Raw genomic sequence first — 16844 nt, 5'->3', positions numbered from 1 at the left:
TCTCCGCCAGATAAGTTTCATTATGAAACTTATTGCGGTGTAGCGATGTCGGTTTTATCTTGCAACCGAAGAGTGATCACGGAGCCTTGAGGAGAACGCCGCAGCCATGGTGAAGCGTCGCAGCCTGGTCAGCGATTATTGCCCGAGCGCCCGGGCGCTCGACGCGATCGGCGACTGGTGGTCGATGCTGATCGTGTGCGACGCCTTCGACGGCATGACCCGCTTCAGCGAGTTCCAGAAGAGCCTCGGCATCGCCCGCAACATCCTGTCCGAGCGCCTGCGCACGCTGACCGCTCGCGGCATCCTCGAAGCCGTCCCGGCTGCGACCGGCGGCGCGCGCCAGGAATACCGGCTGACCGCCAAGGGCCGTGACCTTTTCCCGGTGATGGTGGCGCTCAGGCAATGGGGCGAGCAGCACCTGTTCGGGCCGGGCGAGCTGCACTCCTCGCTGATCGAGCGCGACAGCGGCCGCAAGGTCACCCTGACCGTGCAGACCGAGGATGGCCGCCCGATCGGTGCAGACGAGGCGATGATCCTGAAGGTGCCGGAGTCGGAGAGACAGCGCTAGTCGAGCGAGGCCGGCTCCGCCTTGGGCAGCTTGGCGCGGTAGAGCAGTTTCCAGGCATCGGCGCCGAGCGCAAAATCCTTGCATCTGAGGTCGGCAAGCTGGCGGCCGGCTCTGGAGACGCGGATGCCGTCGCGTTCGCCCTGTCCCTTCACGATGATCGAATAGAGGGTGTAGCGGGTCTCGCCACGGTTGAAGCGGACGATGTCGCCGGCGAATCCGGCATCGCCGACGACAGCGGTGCTGAAGGCCTGGTCCGGTAGTGCGGGCGCCTCCGGATGCGTCAGCTCGATCGCGCCCTTGCGGCCGAAGCGATAGGTCAGGCTGCCCTGACTCGGGCCGAGGTCGGCGGAGGCGCAGAGCGAGGCGGTCTTGCCGCCGATCGCGCAGGAGAAGATCGCCGTCTCGCCGGCCCGGCACAGCGAAGGCCGCGTATCGGCCAAGGCCGTGCCGCAGGCGAGAGCGGCTGCGAGGGCAGCCAGACAGCGTAGCATCGTCATTTCAGCCAGAGCCTGAGGGGGATCTTTCCGGCCTTGCCGCAATCGGCGAAGGCGACGCCGTCCTCGGCCAGGGTGCCGGTTACCGCGCAGCTGTCCTCGCCGATCGCCAGCATCGCGGCATAGCGCTGCCCGTTGCGCCGCAGGCTGAGCGTACCCGCTTTCTCGGCGACCTCGCCCGGCCCGCACAAGGCGAGATGCTTCAAGGTCACCGGTCCGGCGAAATCGCGCTTGCGTTTGGAAGCGGCGGGCTCCGCCTCGGCGAGTGTCGCCGTCACCGCCCATTCGCCGGCATAGCCATAGCGGCCGGTCAGCTCGAGCGCCTCGGCGGCGACCGGCATCATCGGCAACAAGGTTAGCAGCAGATACGCGCGCATGATCCCTCGCAGCGGAAGGCGCCATGCTAGCCGCAGCGTGCCGCTCGCGCCAATCCTGGACTGCACCCACTTCGCGGCGGCCTTGCGTCCCTGACTCTGGCGCATGGCGGGCCCGGGCTCTATCCTCAGGCATTCCCCAAGCACAGGACGGGCAGGTGCCGATGGACAAGCGGGTCGAGACGCCGCCGGCGCAGGCGGCGCTTTCCCATGCCGATATCCGGTCGATCCTGATCGGGACCATGCTTGCCATGTTCCTGGCGGCGCTCGACCAGACCATCGTCGCGACCGCGATGCCGACGATCGGCCGCGAGCTCGGCGATGTCACGCATCTGCCCTGGGTCGTCACCGCCTATCTGCTCGCCGCGACCGCGGTGACACCGCTCTACGGCAAGTTCGCCGACATCCATGGCCGGCGCGTCACCATGCTCGGCGGCATCGTGATCTTCGTGATCGGCTCGGTCGCCTGCGCGCTCGCGCCGTCGCTCTGGCTGCTGGTCGCCGCCCGCTTCGTGCAGGGGCTCGGTGGCGGCGGCTTGATGGCGATGGCGCAGACCATCGTCGGCGACATGGTCCCGCCCAAGGAACGCGGCAAGTACCAAGTCTATTTCGCCAGCGTCTTCTTCACCTCCTCGCTGCTCGGGCCCGTGCTCGGCGGCTTGATCGCCGAGGCACTGCACTGGTCGGTGATCTTCTGGATCAACCTGCCGCTCGGGCTCGGCGCCTATTGGATGACCGACAAGGCCCTGCAGCGCCTGCCGCGGCATGAGCGGCCGCACAAGCTCGACGTGCTCGGCGCGCTGCTCATGACTGGCGCGACCATGACGCTGCTGCTGGCTTTGTCCTGGGGCGGCACGCATTATCCCTGGGGCTCGCCGCCGATCCTCGGGCTCGTCGCCGGGTCGGCCCTGCTCTGGCTCTGCTTTGCCTGGCGCCTGCGCACCGCCGCCGAGCCGTTGATTCCCTTGACGGTCCTGGCCAATCCGGTGGTCCGCAATGCCACGGTCGCTGCCGGTTTCGGCATGGGCACCTTCATCGGTCTCACCATCTACCTGCCGCTCTATTTCGAGACGGTAATGGGCCTGTCCGCCGCCAATTCCGGGCTCGGCCTGATTCCGCTGACCTGCGGCACCGTCTTCGGCGCGACCTCCTCGGGCCGGGCGATGGGCAAGCTGACGCACTACAAGCGCGTGCCGGTCGCGGGCTTGAGCCTCGCGCTCGTCGGCACGGCCGTGCTGATCGCCTATGGCGACCAGCTGCCGCTCTGGGCCTTCGGGCTCGTCCTCGCCCTGATCAGCGTCGGCTTCGGCATGCTCCTGCCGGTCGCCACCGTCTCGATCCAGAACGCCGTGCCGATGCATCAGCTCGGCACGGTCACCGGTACGGCCAATTTCTTCCGCCAGATCGGCGGAGCGCTGATCGTCGCCATCTTCGGTGCGATCGTGCTCGGCGGCCTCGGCGCCAGCGGCCCCGGGCTCTCGGCCGAGACGCTGAAGGCCGGCGGCGTCGATCGCGCCACCATGGTCGGGCTGTTCCGCTATGTCTTCGCCGCAAGCTTTGCGGGATTCGCCTTGGCGCTGCTCTTCCTGCTACGCATGAAGGAGCTGCCGCTGCGCGGTTCGGCGATCGCTGCCGCGAAGGAGGTGGGCGGGGAGTAGCAGAACGCGCCGCATCGTCGCGCGTTTGCCGCAAGCCCGTCACAGAGCGGCGGCAGCTTGAGCTGTCGCGTCAGAGGAGTGCGCCATGTCCGATCTCGTCGTCATCGTCTATCCGACCGAAGCCAGGGCCGAGGAAATGCGGCACAAGCTCTTCGGCCTGCAGAAGGAATATCTGATCCAGATCAGCGACGCCGCGATCGCGGTGATGCACGAGGACGGCAAGGTCAAGCTCAACCAGCTGCTCAACACCACCGCGCTCGGGGCGGCCTCGGGCGGCTTCTGGGGCCTGCTGATCGGAGCGATCTTCCTGATGCCGATCTTCGGCGCGGCGATCGGCGCGGCCTCGGGCGCGCTCGGCGGGGCGCTGACGGATTACGGCGTCAACGACGCCTTCATGAAGGAGCTGTCCACCAGCCTGCAGCCAGGCAACGCCGCGCTCTTCGTGCTGATCCAGAAGATGACCGGCGACAAGGTGCTGGAAGCGATCAAGGGCACCGGTGGCGTCGTGCTCAAGACCTCGCTCGACCATTCGCAGGAGCAGAAGCTGCGCGACGCGCTCGCCGCCTCGCCGGCCGCGCAGCCGGCCGGCCCCGCCCCGGACGCGACGACCAATCCCGCTCCGGCTGCGTGACGTTCTGCTCTCCGGGCTCGCTGCGGCGGCGGCGGGCCTTACGGGCGATGTCAGGATCGCCCTCTACCGCCGCTTGAAGCTCTGCTTGGCGATGGTGAGGGCGATGGTGCGGCCGGTCTCGGCCGAGCCCGTCATGCTCTGCGCCTCGAGCTCGACGCCGATGCCGGTGAGGCGCAGGCCCGCGGGGTCGTCGGGCAGGCTCCAGCTCTGCGTGTCGGCGTGGAAGGCGAGCGGCTGGTCGAAGCGGCCGCCGGCACCGGGCAGGAAGGCGTTGATCTGGCCGACCGTGCCGGCCTTGGTCTGGTCGAGCCTGACCCGGTAGAGCGCGCGCCGGCCAATCAGGTCGAGCTCGACCCCGACGACGAGATATTCGGCCGGGTGACGCGTGTAGATCCCGGTCGAGGGGACGCTGCGGCGATCGATCGTCGCCTCGGCCCGCATGCGGATGACTCCGCCCGCATCGGTGGCGAGCTGCTGCCCGGCGCCTGGCGCGCTGATCTCGGCGTCGGAGCCGATCGCGATCCGCACGCCAAGGCCGGCCAGTGGCTTGCCGGCCTCATCGACAAGCTTCAGCGTCAACGCGACCGGTTCGGCCTGCGCGGTCGTCGACGCCAGAGTGAACAGGGAGAGGAAAGCGGCGCTCAGAAGGGTCTTCAAAGGCTCCGCCTCCGCTTCGGTTCAGTCGCGCAGCAACTCGTTGATCCCGGTCTTGGCGCGGGTCTGGGCGTCGACCGTCTTGACGATCACCGCGCAGTAGAGCGAGGGACCAGGCGTGCCGTCGTTCAGCGGCTTGCCGGGCAGCGAGCCGGCCACGACGACCGAATAGGGCGGCACCTTGCCGATATGGACCTGGCCGGTGGCGCGGTCGATGATCTTGGTCGTGGCCGAGATGAAGACGCCCATGGCGAGCACCGAGCCCTCGCCGACGACCACGCCCTCGACCACCTCGGACCGGGCGCCGATGAAGCAGTTGTCCTCGATGATCGTCGGGTTGGCCTGCAGCGGCTCGAGCACGCCGCCGATGCCGACGCCGCCCGAGAGGTGGACGTTCTTGCCGATCTGGGCGCAGGAGCCGACCGTCGCCCAGGTATCGACCATGGTGCCGGAATCGACATAGGCGCCGATGTTGACGAAGGACGGCATCAGGATGACGTTCGGCGCGAGGTAGGAGCCCTTGCGCGCCGCCGCCGGCGGCACGACGCGGAAGCCGGCGGCGCGGAAACGGTTCTCGCCCCAGCCGGCGAACTTCGAGGGAACCTTGTCCCAGAACACGCCCTCGCCCGGGCCGTGCGCCATGATCTCGTTGTCGGCGAGGCGGAAGGAGAGCAGCACCGCCTTCTTCAGCCACTGATTCGTGATCCATTCGCCGCCGACCTTCTCGGCGACGCGGGCCTGGCCGGAATCGAGCAGCTCGATCGCCTGCTCGACGGCATCGCGGACGGCGCCCTTGGTGCTGAGGCCGATCTCGGCCCGGTTCTCCCAGGCGGCGTCGATGGTGGCGGCGAGATCAGTCAGGGACATGGAGCGGCTCTCTCTCGTCATGGTCGGCCCGGTGCCGACCATCCACGCCTTGAGACGTGGATGAAAAGGGGAAGACGTGAAGGCTCGAGACAGGCCCGAGCGTGACGGGGTGAGCGATGGCGGAAGCCCGTGGCGCCGTCAAGGCAAAGCGGGAATGCAGGCTGCCCAACCATGCTACAATGCGAACAGGCTTAACGCGGCGGAGTCGAACGATGACCCGGATCCTGATTGCTCTTTTCGCCCTCGGTCTCGCCGGCGCGGCATCTGCGCAGGGCCGGCCCCAGTCGCCGACGCTGAGTTGCGCCGCCAACCGCCAGAGCGTCCTCGCCAATGGCGCGATCGTGCTCGGCACCGGCGGCTTCACCTATGACCGCTTCGTGCGCGATCGCAGCTTCTGTCAGTTTGACGAGACGACCTTTCCAGCCTGGGTGCCGGCCCGTGACACGCCGCAGTGCTTCGTTGGCTATCGCTGCAAGAACGTCTCGCCCTGGGACGATTGAGACGGTCCGTCAGAAGCCTGTGCGCTGGCGGATCGCTGCCGCCAGCGTGCCGTCGTCGAGATAGTCGAGCTCGCCACCAACAGGCACGCCATGGGCGAGCTTGGTCACCTTGACCGGCAGATGCGCCAGCAGGTCGGTGACGAAATGCGCCGTGGTCTGGCCTTCGACCGTGGCGCTGAGCGCCAGGATCACTTCCTTCACCGCAGGTTCCGAGGCGCGCGCCACCAGCGCGTCGAGCGAAAGGTTCTCGGGCCTTATGCCGTCGAGCGCCGAGAGCACGCCGCCGAGCACGTGATAGCGCCCGCCGACCGCACCCGAGCGCTCCAATGCCCAGAGATCGGCGATATCGGCGACGACGACGATCAGGCTCTCGTCGCGGCGCGGATCGCGGCAGAGCCCGCAGGGATCGCTGGTGTCGACATTACCGCACGTCGAGCAGACGACGATGCGCTCGCGCGCCACCGCCATCGCCTCCGAGAGCGGGCCGAGCAGTTGCTCGCGCTTCTTGACGAGGTGGAGCGCGGCGCGCCGGGCCGAGCGGGGGCCCAGGCCCGGCAGCTTGGCCAGGAGCTGGATCAGGCGCTCGATCTCGGGGCCGGCGATGGTGCGGGACATTGGGTCTCGGGGGCGTCATGATCGGCCTTGAGCCGACCATCTCAGGACAGGATGGCTCGTCTGCAAGAGATGCTCGGGTCAGGCCCAAGCATGACGCCGAGCCTGCTTCAGAACAGCTTCGGCATGCCGGGGGGAAGCGGCAGGCCCTTGGTCATCTCGGCCATCCGCTCCTGCACGGCCCGCTCGGCCTTGTTGCGGGCGTCGTTGCTGGCGGAGATGACGAGATCCTCGAGGATCTCCTCCTCGCCCTGAACCATCAGGCTCGGGTCGATCTTCACCGATCTCAGCACGTTCTTGGCGGTCATCACCACCTTGACCAGGCCACCGCCGGCCGAACCCTCGAATTCGAGGGTGTCGAGCTGGGCCTGCATCTCGGCCATCTTCTTCTGCATGTCCTGCGCCTGTTTCATCAGGCCCATCATGTCGCGCATGGTGGCGCTCCCTTCGCGGTCAGTTGTCGGTCCAGAATTCGACGCCGTCGAAATCAGGCTCGCTGTCGTCGAACAGCGGCTCGACTTCGGGCAAATCCTCGTCGCTGCCCGCAGCGGTCGCGGATGCCTCGGCTTCGGCGGCGCGCGGATCGCGGACATCGACGATGCGCGCGCCCGGGAAGCGCTCCATCACGGCGCGCACGGCAGGATGGTTCGCCGCATCGGTCTCGCGCTTGTCGCGCGCGGCCGCCACCTGTTCGCGCAGGGTCGCCGAGCCCTCGGCATTGACGATGGCGACCAGCCAGGTCTGGCCGGTCCATTCCTTCAGCCGCTTCGACAGGTCGTTGGCGAGCAGGCGGTTGCCGTGCTCGGCCAGGGCGAACTCGATCCGGCCCTGCTCAAAGCGTACCAGGCGGACATCGCGCTCCAGCGCCAGCTTCATGGTGATGTCGCGATGGCGCGAGGCGAGCGCGACGACCTCCTCGAAGCTCTGCGGTTGCGGCAGGGCGCTGGCCCGCACCTGTGCTACCGGCGCCGCGGCGGGCATCGGATTGGCGCTGGCCAGCACCGGCCGGGCTGCGAGCGCGGTCGCGCCGCCGCCCGAAGGCCCGCGCGGAGCGGGCGCGCCGTTGCCGCCGACGGCTCCGCTGCCGTCACGCAGCATGCGCAGCGCTTCGTCCGGCGTCGGCAGGTCGGCGGCATGGGCGAGGCGCACCAGCGCCATCTCGGCCGCCATCACCGGGCGGTCGGCCTGGCGGACCTCGCTGACGGCCTTGAGCAGCATCTGCCAGGCCCGCGCCAGTACGCGGATCGACAGGCGCTGGGCGAAATCGGCGCCGCGCACCCGCTCGGCCTGGGACAGGCTGTTGTCCTTGGCCGCATCCGGCACGAGCTTGAGGCGAGTGACGAGATGGCTGAACTCGGCGAGGTCGGAGAGCACCACCGCCGGATCGGCGCCGGCGTCGTATTGCGCCCGAAGCTCGCCCAGCGCGCCGGCGATGTCGCCCTTCATCACCAGTTCGAACAGGTCGATGACACGCGCGCGGTCGGAGAGGCCGAGCATGCTGCGGACCTCCTCCAGCGTGATCCGGCCGCCGGCATGGGCGATCGCCTGGTCGAGGATCGAGAGCGAATCGCGCACCGAGCCCTCGGCGGCGCGGGCCACGGCGGCGAGAGCCTCTTCCTCGGCCTCGATGCCCTCCGCCCGGCAGATCTTGTCGAGATGCCCGACCAGCAGGGCCGCGTCGACACGGCGCAGGTCGAAACGCTGGCAGCGCGACAGCACCGTCACCGGCACTTTCCGGATCTCGGTGGTGGCGAAGATGAACTTGGCGTGCGGTGGCGGCTCCTCCAGCGTCTTCAGGAAGGCGTTGAAGGCGCCTCCCGAGAGCATGTGGACCTCGTCGATGATGTAGACCTTGTAGCGCGCCGAGACGGGGGCGTAGCGCACCGCGTCGTTGATCTGGCGGACATTGTCGACGCCGTTGTTCGAGGCGGCGTCGATCTCCATCACGTCGATATGCCGGCCCTCGACGATCGCCTGGCAATGCACGCCGAACTGCGAGAGGTCGGTGGTCGGGGCGCCGCTGCCGTCGGCGTTCTGGTAGTTCAGGGCGCGCGCCAGGATGCGGGCCGTCGTGGTCTTGCCGACGCCGCGCACGCCGGTCAGCATCCAGGCCTGCGGGATGCGGCCTGCGGCGAAGGCGTTGGTCAGCGTCCGGACCATGGCGTCCTGGCCGATCAGGTCGCCGAAATGCGCCGGCCGGTACTTGCGGGCCAGAACGCGATAGCCGGCAGGCGCAGCGGCCGGGGCTGGCACCGGGGCCATGCCGGGGAAACCCGGCTCGTCGGCGGGGACGGTCTCGTCGGTCATGCCCCTGCTTTCGCCAATCGCGGCGCCCCGGTCAACGCCGCTCTGCCGTAGGAGCGCGCGAACGCGTCAGGAATGTGAGGGAAGCTGAGGCTCGCGCATCCGGGCGCGGCCAGAGTTGCGCTGAAGGACTTGCGCGAAAGTAGGAGGTTGGACGAAGACCCGTTCGGTCTCGTTACGGCTGCTTCCTTCCGGATCTGACCGGGTTGGCGAGTGAGACGTCCCTCGCCAACCTCCCGGGCGCTATATCGGCGCTTTGGCCCGCAAGCGCAAGTCCGCGGCAAGTCAGGTGCGCGGCAAAATGCGTCGCTGCGACGGTGCGGCGCAGGCGTTTCGCCATTGACTCGGGGTCCCCCATCCGCCATAAGCCCGCGACTTGCGCTGCCTACCGGCGGCGCGGATCCTTTTTGCATGATAGGCTTGGCTGGCATCGGCTTTCCCGCGGAAGCTGCGCTTGCCCTGCCGAACAAGGCCCCGGAGACGGACCGTGAAGAGAACCTACCAACCCAGCAAGCTGGTGCGTAAGCGCCGTCACGGCTACCGCGCCCGCATGGCGACCACGGGCGGCCGCAAGGTCATCGCTGCTCGTCGCGCCCACGGCCGCAAGCGCCTGTCGGCCTGATGAGCCCAAAGGCGCGCGTTGCAGGCGCGCCTGTTCCGGAAGACTGGCCAACCGCCATGCGCCTCGCCCGTCTGACGCAACGCAAGGACTTTCTCGCGGCGGCCGAGCACGGCCGCCGTTTTCGTTCGTCCGCCTTCACCGTGCAGGTGCTCGACAAGCCGGGCCAGGACGTTCTGCGTCTCGGGTTGACCGCTTCACGCAAGACCGGCAACGCCGTGGTGCGTAACCGCATTCGCCGCCGCCTGCGCGCTGCTGCTGCACTTGCGCTCGCAGAGCAGATCGGCAAGCCCTGCGATCTCGTGATCGTCGCCCGGCCCGAGACCGTCCAGGCCGACTTCACCGCGATGATCGCCGACCTTTCGGTCGCGTTCGACCGCGCCCGCCCAGCCGGTGGCGGCAAGCGCCGCTCCGCCCCCCGCAAAGCCTCCTAGGGCCCCTCCGGGCCCGCGAGACTGCCTCCGAGACGGATGATGAAAGAAGACAACCGCAATCTGTTGCTGGCGATCACGCTCTCGGTCGTCGTGCTGCTCGGCTGGCAATATTTCTACGGCTTGCCGCAGGCGGAGAAGCAGAAGCAGATCGCCCTGCAGAACCAGCAGACGCAGACCCAGCAGGCGACGCAGCCCTCCGGCGCTCCGGCCGCTCCCGGCACTGCCCCGGCTCCGGCCCAGGGCGCCGCTCCGGCGCAGCCCGGCCAGGCTCCGGTCACGGCCGCTCCTGCCGCGACCCGCGAGGCGGCGCTCGCCGCCGGCCCGCGCCTCAGGATCGACACCAGCAAGATCGCCGGCTCGCTCTCGCTGACCGGCGCGCGCATCGACGACGTCTCGCTCAAGGCCTATCACGAGACGGTCGACCCGAAGAGCCCGATCATCGTGCTGCTCTCGCCGGCCGGTGGGCCGGACGCCTATTATTCCGATTTCGGCTGGGTCGCCGGGCCTGGCGCCAATGTCCCGCTGCCCAATGCAAATACGGTCTGGAGCGCCGACAGCCAGGTCCTGACCTCGGCCAAGCCGGTGACGCTGACCTGGGACAACGGCCAGGGCCTCACGTTCAAGCGCACGATCGCGGTCGACGACAACGCGATGTTCTCGATCCGCGACGAGGTCGAGAACAAGGGTACGAACGCCGTCTCGCTGTACCCCTATGGCCAGGTCGTGCGCGTCGGCAAGCCGCATACGCTCGGCTACTACGTGCTGCACGAGGGTATGATCGGCTCGCTCGGCGAGCAGGGCCTGCAGGAGTTCACCTACGACGCGATCGACAAGGAGCCGGCGCTCGGCTCCGCGACGCATGGCAAGGCCTGGAAGGACGTGCTCGGCGGCTTCGTCGGCATCACCGACAAGTACTGGGCCGCCGCCGCCATCCCCGATCAGAGCAAGAAATACGAGGGCCGCTACTCCTCGGTCCAGACCGGCGCGGTGCGGACCTACCAGGCCGACTTCCTCGGCGAGGCCGTCAATGTCGCGCCGGGTGCCTCGGCGACCGCCTCCTCGCGCCTGTTCGCCGGCGCCAAGGAAGTCGCGGCGATCGACGGCTATGAGAAGAACCAGGGCATCAAGCGCTTCGAGCTGATGATCGACTGGGGCTGGTTCTATTTCATCACGAAGCCGATGTTCTACGTGATGGACTGGGTCTACAAGCATGTCGGCAATTTCGGCATCGCCATCCTGGTCGTGACCGTCCTGCTGAAGGGCCTGTTCTTCCCGCTCGCCAACAAATCCTACGCCTCGATGGCGAAGATGAAGGCGGTGCAGCCGGAGATGATGGCGATCCGCGAGCGCTATGCTGACGACAAGATGAAGCAGCAGCAGGCGCTGATGGAGCTGTACAAGACCCAGAAGATCAACCCGCTCGCCGGTTGCTGGCCGGTGCTGGTGCAGATCCCGGTCTTCTTCGCGCTCTACAAGATCCTGTTCATCACCATCGAGATGCGGCACGCGCCGTTCTATGGCTGGATCAAGGACCTCGCCGCGCCGGACCCGACCAATCTCTTCAACCTGTTCGGCGCTCTGCCGTTCACGCCGCCGGCCATGCTGCATCTCGGCATCTGGCCGATCATCATGGGCATCACGATGTTCGTGCAGATGAAGATGAACCCGGAGCCGCCGGATCCGGTCCAGAAGATGATGTTCACCTGGATGCCGGTGTTCTTCACCTTCCTGCTCGGCTCGTTCCCGGCCGGCCTGGTGATCTACTGGAGCTGGAACAACCTGCTCTCGGTCCTCCAGCAGGGCTTCATCATGAGGAAGCACGGCGTGAAGATCGAGTTATGGGACAATCTCAAGGGGCTGTTCGGCAAGAAGCCAGCCGCTGCGACCGCCGGCGCCACGCCGCCGAAGCCTGCGAACAGCAACAAGAAGTGAGGCATGGGGCGAAAGCCCCTGCCAAGACGGAACAGAACGCCGGACGCCTCTCGGGGCTCCGGCGTTTTGCTTTTGGTTTCGCGAGCTTGTCCCGCATGCCGGCGATGTGCTTAGTGCCGCGCCATGCCTCTGCCCGATCCGAAAACCCGCCACCCGATCGCCGGCTGGAAGGGCACGGCCTTCCTCAAGGCCGTCGTCGACCACCCGCTCGTCGAGGTCGGCGACTACTCCTATTACGACGACTCGCGCGGGCCCGAGCATTTCCTCGCCCGCTGCGTGCGCTATCATTTCGACTTCATCGGCGACCGGCTGATCATCGGAAAGTTCGTCGCGATCGCCCAGGCGGCGCAGTTCATCATGAACGGCGCCAATCATCCGATGGGCGGCTTCTCGACCTATCCGTTCGGCATGTTCGGCTTCGAGAACGTGCCGGACTTCACCCGCGACGGCCTCGGCCTGCGCGGCGACACGGTGATCGGCAACGATGTCTGGATCGGCCGCGAGGCGGTGATCATGCCGGGCGTCACGATCGGTGATGGCGCGATCATCGGCACCCGCGCCCAGGTCTCCCGCGACGTGCCACCCTATGCCGTCGTCGTCGGCAATCCTGGCCGCGTCGTGAAGCTGCGCTTTGCGCCGGAGGTGGTCGCGGCCCTGCTCGAGATCCGCTGGTGGGACTGGGAGCCGGACAAGATCGCACGCAACCTGCCATTGATCGCCGGCGCGGACATCGACGCGCTGCGCGCCGCCGTGTAGGCAAGGGCCATGACCGCCAGCACAACCACGCCCTTCACCGCCGACGAACTCGAATCCGCCCGGAAACTCTTCGAGGGCCCCTGGGATTTCGTCTGGGCCTCGACCAAGATCGACGACCTGCCGCCCATGGTCGGGCAGGAGATCGCCTTCGCCGGCCGTTCCAATGTCGGCAAGTCGAGCCTGATCAACGCGCTGACCCGCCGCAACGCCCTGGCGCGGACCTCGCATACGCCGGGCCGTACCCAGCAGCTCAATTTCTTCCGCCAGGTCGGCCATGACGAGCGCCTGACCATCGTCGACATGCCTGGCTACGGCTATGCCGCGGTCGGCAAGGAGAAGGTCGCGGCCTGGACGCGGCTGATCCACGACTATCTGCGCGGCCGCGCCAATCTGATGCGCGTCTACGTGCTGATCGATGCCCGTCACGGCATCAAGGACGTCGACGGCGCTGTGCTGGAGACGCTCGACAAGGCCGCCGTCAGCTATCAGGTCATCCTGACCAAAGGCGATGCGCTGAAGCAGGCCGACCAGACCTTCATGACCGAGGCGACCTATGACGAGATCAAGCGCCGCCCTGCCGCCTTTCCCGAGGTGCTGCTGACCTCCAGCGAGAAGGGGCTGGGCATTCCCGAATTCCGCGCCGCGATCGCGCGGGCGCTGGCGGAGCGGGCCTAGCACGCTGCGATTCCCGGAGGGCGATATGTTCAAGGCGGTGTCAGACAGCGCCGCGGCGGCCGATGGCGGTTCACTTGCCCTCTTCGTCGAGCGCCTGGACGGGACGGTCGAGACCTTCGTGGTCGATCGTTCGATCGCAAGCCGCGGAACGCCGTCCTACAACAAGGTGTCATCCAGCTTGCGTGCGCTCACGCTGGCGGACTGCGCTGATATCGCTGAGGCGCTCGATGCCTTGGCGGCGGAGACCCCGCGCGTCCATCCAGTCGCGGAATTCGTCGAGGCGCTCAGGCAGCAGCGCTGACGCATCGGTTCGCCGAAGCCATGTCGTGTCGCCCCTGAGTGCCCTCTCATTGCGTTAGTGCAATTTCGGACTTGTCCTGCCCCGGGGCGACAAGCGCGGTTGAAAGCCCCATCTTGCTCTCAGGCGGCGTTGCCGCCAGCAAGTTTGGAGCAGTCCCGTGTCCGCAACCTCAGAGACCTTGGCCCAGCATAACGAAGCGCTCGATGCCCCCGTCCATATCGGCGCGGTGTCCCTGCGCGTGCGCGATCTTCCCGGGCTGACGACGTTCTATCGTGACGCTATCGGGCTCTCGGTCCTGAGCCAGGATGCGGACCACGCCGTGCTCGGTGCCGGCGGCGAGCCGCTGGTGAAGCTGGAAGCCGGCGCCCGGCATCCCTCCTCGGCCGCCGGCCTGTTCCATATGGCGATCCTGCTGCCCTCGCGCCGCGATCTCGGCAACTGGCTGCGGCATGCCGCCGAGACGCGCATTGGGCTGGAGGGCGCCTCGAACCACCTCGTCAGCGAGGCGCTCTATCTCTCCGATCCCGAAGGCAACGGCATCGAGATCTACCGTGATCGCAGCCGCCCCGAATGGCCGCGGCTCGACGGCGGCCGCATCGCCATGGCGACCGAGCGGCTCGACCTCGACGCGCTGCTGCGCGACGCCGAGCCCCAAGCCTATGCCGGCATGCCGGAGGGCACGGTGATGGGCCATGTCCATCTGCGTGTCGGCGACGTCCAGCAGGCCGAGGGCTTCTATCGCGATGCGCTCGGCTTCGAGGTGATGGTGCATTATCCCGGCGCGAGCTTCATGGCGACCGGCGGCTATCACCACCACATCGCCGCCAATACCTGGCACAGCCGCGGCGCCGGCCCGCGCCGGGACAACGAGGCGGGCCTGTCGAGCTTCGAGCTGGTCGCGCGCGATGCTGAGGCCCACTCGGCGCTGAGCCGGCGCTTGGCGGCGTCCGGCGGTGATGCTGGCTCGGTCGTCGATCCCTGGGGCAATCGCGTCACCCTCCGGGACTGAGCCCCTCAGCGCGTCAGCAGATGGGTGCGGCGGGTGCCGCCGCGGTCGGGCGAAAAGCCCATCGCCTCCCAGAAGGCGGATGCGCCGGCATCGGCGGCGTTGAGCGAAAGCCGCGGCGCCAGCGCGAGCCCTTGCTGGATCAGCGCGCCGGCGAGGGCGCGGCCGACGCCCTCGCGCCGGTTCTCTGGCCGGACATAGACATGGCGGATGCGCAGGAGATCGGGGGCGGGGTCGTAAGGGTCGGGCGTCACCGCTCCGATCGCCGCCAGCACGCCCTCGCGATAGACGGCAAGCAGCGTATTGCGCTCGTCTTCGCCTGCGTAGCGGCCGGCATCCCACTCCTCCAGGATGCCCTCGACGAAGCGGTAGCCTTCGGCCGCCGCCTCGCCCTGCAAGGCGGGCAGATCGCCCGGCAGGGCTTCGCCGAGCCGGACGATCTGCAGGCTTGTTTGCGTCACAGACCTTCGAACAGCGCGCTGGAGATGTAGCGCTCGGCGAAGGAGGGGATGATCACCACGATCGTCTTGCCGGCGTTCTCCGGCCGGGCGCCGACCTCCAGCGCCGCTGCGACGGCTGCGCCCGAGGAGATGCCTGCCGGGATGCCCTCGGCCTTGGCGAGCGCCCGCGAGGTCTCGAACGACGTCTGGTTGCCGACGGTGACGACCTCGTCGATGACGCCGCGATCGAGGATGCCCGGCACGAAGCCGGCGCCGATGCCCTGGATCTTGTGCGGGCCGGCCTGGCCGCCCGACAGGACCGGCGAATCCTCCGGCTCGACCGCGACCATCTTCACCGAGGGCTTCTTGGCCTTCAGCACCTGGCCGACGCCGGTGATGGTGCCGCCGGTGCCGACGCCGGAGATGACGATGTCGACCGCGCCCTGGGTGTCGTTCCAGATCTCCTCGGCCGTGGTCTTGCGGTGAATCGCCGGATTGGCCGGGTTCTCGAACTGCTGCGGGATGATCGCGCCGGGAATCTCGTTCTTGAGTTCCTCGGCCTTGGCGATGGCGCCGCGCATGCCGCCGGGGCCAGGGGTCAGCACCAGCTCGGCGCCGAGGAAGGCCAGCATCTTGCGACGCTCCAGCGACATCGTCTCCGGCATCACCAGGATCAGGCGGTAGCCACGCGCGGCGGCGGCGAAGGCGAGCGCGATGCCGGTATTGCCCGAGGTCGGCTCGATCAGCGTGCCGCCGGGCTTCAGCGCGCCGGAGGCTTCGAGCGCATCGACCATGGCGACGCCGATGCGGTCCTTGACGCTGGAGATCGGGTTGAAGAATTCGAGCTTGGCCAGGATCGTCGCCTTGACGCCGCGCTCGGCCGGCAGGCGGTTCAGGCGCACCAGCGGGGTGTCGCCGATCGTGTCGGTGATCGACTCGTAGACGCGGCCGCGGCCGGGGACATGGGCGGGCTTCTGGGCGGCATCGGCCATGGCGGCCTCCTTGCTGGTGATCCGAAACGAGAACCTATGGTCAGCCTAGCATCAAATCACAGAATCTGTCGAGGAATGAAGAATTAAACAGATCAAATAGTGAAATCTGTGTCGATCGCCGATTTGCCCGTCGCTGCGCGTTCTTCCGCCTCGCGGCAGAGATCGGCGACGGAGACGGCGTCGAGCCTGGCGAGCCAGGCCTCCATGGCCTGCTGCATCATCGGGTCGATGACCGCATCCACCAGTGCAGATTGCGGCAGCGGCGGCAGGGTTTCGTCGGCATTGGCCTGCATCGCGGCGCGCACGATCTCGCCGGCGGTGATCCGGCGGCGCTCCTTGGCCAGCTCGTAGCCGCCACGCGGGCCGCGCACGCCCTTGAGGATGCCTACCCTGACCAGCGCCTGCAGCACGGTCTCGAGATGGCGCGGCGGCAGTTCGTGCCGCGCCGCCAGCGCCTTGGCCGCGACCGGGGTCGGGCGGGCGTGCAGGGCGATGTCGACGACGGCGGTGACCGCGAGCAGGCTGCGGCGCGAGAGCTGGATCATGCCTTGCCTCCGGCCGCCCGCCGCAGGGCGGCATCGCTCACCCCGGTCGAGCCGAAACCGCCTGAGCCACGAGTGGTTTCGCTGAGCTGCTCGACCTCGATGATTCCCGCCTGCAGCACGGCCGCAACGACAAGCTGGGCGATGCGGTCGCCGTGCTGGATGGTGAAGTCCTCCCGGCCGTGATTGATCAGGATGACCCCGACCTCGCCGCGATAGTCGGCGTCGATCGTGCCGGGCGCGTTGAGCAGGGTGACGCCATGGCGCAGCGCCAGGCCCGAGCGCGGCCGGACCTGCCCTTCGGTTCCCACGGGCAGTTCGAGCACGAGCCCGGTCGGCACCAGCAGCCGCGCGCCCGGCTCGAGCCGCAGCGGCCCGTCCGGCAAAGCGGCGCGCAGGTCGAGCCCGGCGGCGCCTGCGGTCTCGTATGCCGGTAGCGGCAGGTCCTGGGCGTGCGGCAGGCGCCTGATGCGGAGCGTCGCCAT

General features: G+C 68.1%; 22 protein-coding genes and 1 other RNA gene. 11 read left to right on the top strand and 12 right to left on the bottom strand.

Annotated features, from left to right (window positions below; genetic code table 11):
• Positions 1 to 106 precede the first annotated feature (106 nt).
• Positions 107 to 568 carry a winged helix-turn-helix transcriptional regulator gene (locus tag VGV58_RS22465; RefSeq protein ID WP_326876274.1) on the top strand — a complete coding sequence of 154 codons (462 nt, stop codon included), beginning with the start codon at positions 107 to 109 and terminating at the stop codon, positions 566 to 568.
• Here the strand turns inward: VGV58_RS22465 and VGV58_RS22460 are convergent.
• Positions 565 to 1065, bottom strand: a complete 501-nt coding sequence (locus tag VGV58_RS22460) for a hypothetical protein (RefSeq protein WP_326876273.1) — start codon at positions 1063 to 1065, stop codon at positions 565 to 567. The genes VGV58_RS22465 and VGV58_RS22460 overlap by 4 nt on opposite strands.
• Entirely contained in the window at positions 1062 to 1439 is a 378-nt protein-coding gene (locus tag VGV58_RS22455; RefSeq protein ID WP_326876272.1) for a hypothetical protein, read from the bottom strand. The genes VGV58_RS22460 and VGV58_RS22455 overlap by 4 nt, the downstream gene beginning before the upstream one ends.
• Before the next feature lie 161 nt (positions 1440 to 1600).
• Here VGV58_RS22455 and VGV58_RS22450 point away from each other — a divergent pair, with 161 nt between their 5' ends.
• Positions 1601 to 3094, top strand: coding sequence for an MDR family MFS transporter (locus VGV58_RS22450; protein ID WP_326876784.1), 1494 nt, complete (start codon positions 1601 to 1603; stop codon positions 3092 to 3094).
• 85 nt (positions 3095 to 3179) lie between these two features.
• The gene (locus VGV58_RS22445) at positions 3180 to 3725 is read left to right on the top strand and encodes a DUF1269 domain-containing protein (RefSeq protein WP_326876271.1); all 546 of its coding nucleotides are present in this window, start codon (positions 3180 to 3182) and stop codon (positions 3723 to 3725) included.
• A gap of 63 nt (positions 3726 to 3788) precedes the next feature.
• On the opposite strand, the gene VGV58_RS22440 is transcribed toward VGV58_RS22445, so the two are convergent.
• On the bottom strand, positions 3789 to 4382 hold the full coding sequence (locus VGV58_RS22440) for a hypothetical protein (RefSeq protein ID WP_326876270.1): 594 nt from the start codon (positions 4380 to 4382) through the stop codon (positions 3789 to 3791).
• Between the two features lie 21 nt (positions 4383 to 4403).
• Complete coding sequence (gene dapD, locus VGV58_RS22435; RefSeq protein ID WP_326876269.1) at positions 4404 to 5246, bottom strand: 2,3,4,5-tetrahydropyridine-2,6-dicarboxylate N-succinyltransferase; 843 nt, start codon at positions 5244 to 5246, stop codon at positions 4404 to 4406.
• Positions 5247 to 5458: 212 nt separating this feature from the next.
• Here dapD and VGV58_RS22430 point away from each other — a divergent pair, with 212 nt between their 5' ends.
• The gene (locus VGV58_RS22430; RefSeq protein ID WP_326876268.1) at positions 5459 to 5746 is read left to right on the top strand and encodes a hypothetical protein; all 288 of its coding nucleotides are present in this window, start codon (positions 5459 to 5461) and stop codon (positions 5744 to 5746) included.
• A gap of 9 nt (positions 5747 to 5755) precedes the next feature.
• On the opposite strand, the gene recR is transcribed toward VGV58_RS22430, so the two are convergent.
• From recR to ffs, 4 genes are all read right to left on the bottom strand, one after another.
• Positions 5756 to 6361, bottom strand: coding sequence for a recombination mediator RecR (gene recR, locus VGV58_RS22425; RefSeq protein WP_326876267.1), 606 nt, complete (start codon positions 6359 to 6361; stop codon positions 5756 to 5758).
• Positions 6362 to 6468: 107 nt separating this feature from the next.
• Positions 6469 to 6792, bottom strand: coding sequence for a YbaB/EbfC family nucleoid-associated protein (locus tag VGV58_RS22420; protein WP_326876266.1), 324 nt, complete (start codon positions 6790 to 6792; stop codon positions 6469 to 6471).
• Between the two features lie 19 nt (positions 6793 to 6811).
• Positions 6812 to 8665, bottom strand: a complete 1854-nt coding sequence (locus VGV58_RS22415) for a DNA polymerase III subunit gamma/tau (RefSeq protein ID WP_326876265.1) — start codon at positions 8663 to 8665, stop codon at positions 6812 to 6814.
• A 138-nt stretch (positions 8666 to 8803) separates the two neighbouring features.
• An RNA gene (gene ffs, locus VGV58_RS22410) (signal recognition particle sRNA small type) lies at positions 8804 to 8900 on the bottom strand.
• Positions 8901 to 9149: 249 nt separating this feature from the next.
• Between ffs and rpmH the strand changes: the two genes are divergently transcribed.
• The 7 genes from rpmH to VGV58_RS22375 all read left to right on the top strand — a co-directional run bounded on the left by rpmH (position 9150) and on the right by VGV58_RS22375 (position 14388).
• Positions 9150 to 9284 carry a 50S ribosomal protein L34 gene (gene rpmH / locus VGV58_RS22405; RefSeq protein WP_057189143.1) on the top strand — a complete coding sequence of 45 codons (135 nt, stop codon included), beginning with the start codon at positions 9150 to 9152 and terminating at the stop codon, positions 9282 to 9284.
• Positions 9285 to 9340: 56 nt separating this feature from the next.
• Positions 9341 to 9715 (top strand): ribonuclease P protein component, encoded by a 375-nt coding sequence (gene rnpA / locus VGV58_RS22400; RefSeq protein WP_326876264.1) that lies wholly within the window; start codon positions 9341 to 9343, stop codon positions 9713 to 9715.
• Between the two features lie 39 nt (positions 9716 to 9754).
• Positions 9755 to 11647, top strand: coding sequence for a membrane protein insertase YidC (gene yidC, locus VGV58_RS22395; protein WP_326876263.1), 1893 nt, complete (start codon positions 9755 to 9757; stop codon positions 11645 to 11647).
• A gap of 123 nt (positions 11648 to 11770) precedes the next feature.
• Positions 11771 to 12403: a CatB-related O-acetyltransferase gene (locus tag VGV58_RS22390; RefSeq protein WP_326876262.1), complete on the top strand. Its 633-nt coding sequence runs from the start codon at positions 11771 to 11773 to the stop codon at positions 12401 to 12403.
• Between the two features lie 9 nt (positions 12404 to 12412).
• Positions 12413 to 13078, top strand: a complete 666-nt coding sequence (gene yihA, locus VGV58_RS22385; protein WP_326876261.1) for a ribosome biogenesis GTP-binding protein YihA/YsxC — start codon at positions 12413 to 12415, stop codon at positions 13076 to 13078.
• Between the two features lie 25 nt (positions 13079 to 13103).
• Positions 13104 to 13379: a hypothetical protein gene (locus VGV58_RS22380; RefSeq protein ID WP_326876260.1), complete on the top strand. Its 276-nt coding sequence runs from the start codon at positions 13104 to 13106 to the stop codon at positions 13377 to 13379.
• Between the two features lie 157 nt (positions 13380 to 13536).
• Positions 13537 to 14388 (top strand): VOC family protein, encoded by an 852-nt coding sequence (locus VGV58_RS22375; protein ID WP_326876259.1) that lies wholly within the window; start codon positions 13537 to 13539, stop codon positions 14386 to 14388.
• 5 nt (positions 14389 to 14393) lie between these two features.
• Here VGV58_RS22375 and VGV58_RS22370 read toward each other — a convergent pair whose 3' ends face one another.
• From VGV58_RS22370 to dut, 4 genes are all read right to left on the bottom strand, one after another.
• On the bottom strand, positions 14394 to 14846 hold the full coding sequence (locus tag VGV58_RS22370) for a GNAT family N-acetyltransferase (RefSeq protein WP_326876258.1): 453 nt from the start codon (positions 14844 to 14846) through the stop codon (positions 14394 to 14396).
• A complete protein-coding gene (gene cysK / locus VGV58_RS22365) occupies positions 14843 to 15817 on the bottom strand; it encodes a cysteine synthase A (RefSeq protein ID WP_326876257.1) in 975 nt (324 codons plus the stop codon). The genes VGV58_RS22370 and cysK overlap by 4 nt, the downstream gene beginning before the upstream one ends.
• 92 nt (positions 15818 to 15909) lie before the next feature.
• Positions 15910 to 16362, bottom strand: a complete 453-nt coding sequence (locus tag VGV58_RS22360) for an RrF2 family transcriptional regulator (protein WP_326876256.1) — start codon at positions 16360 to 16362, stop codon at positions 15910 to 15912.
• Complete coding sequence (gene dut, locus VGV58_RS22355; RefSeq protein WP_326876255.1) at positions 16359 to 16844, bottom strand: dUTP diphosphatase; 486 nt, start codon at positions 16842 to 16844, stop codon at positions 16359 to 16361. The genes VGV58_RS22360 and dut overlap by 4 nt, the downstream gene beginning before the upstream one ends.

The organism is Allobosea sp., assembly GCF_035944895.1.
Taxonomy (GTDB): domain Bacteria; phylum Pseudomonadota; class Alphaproteobacteria; order Rhizobiales; family Beijerinckiaceae; genus Allobosea.
This window is presented reverse-complemented; position numbering and strand designations above follow the sequence as displayed.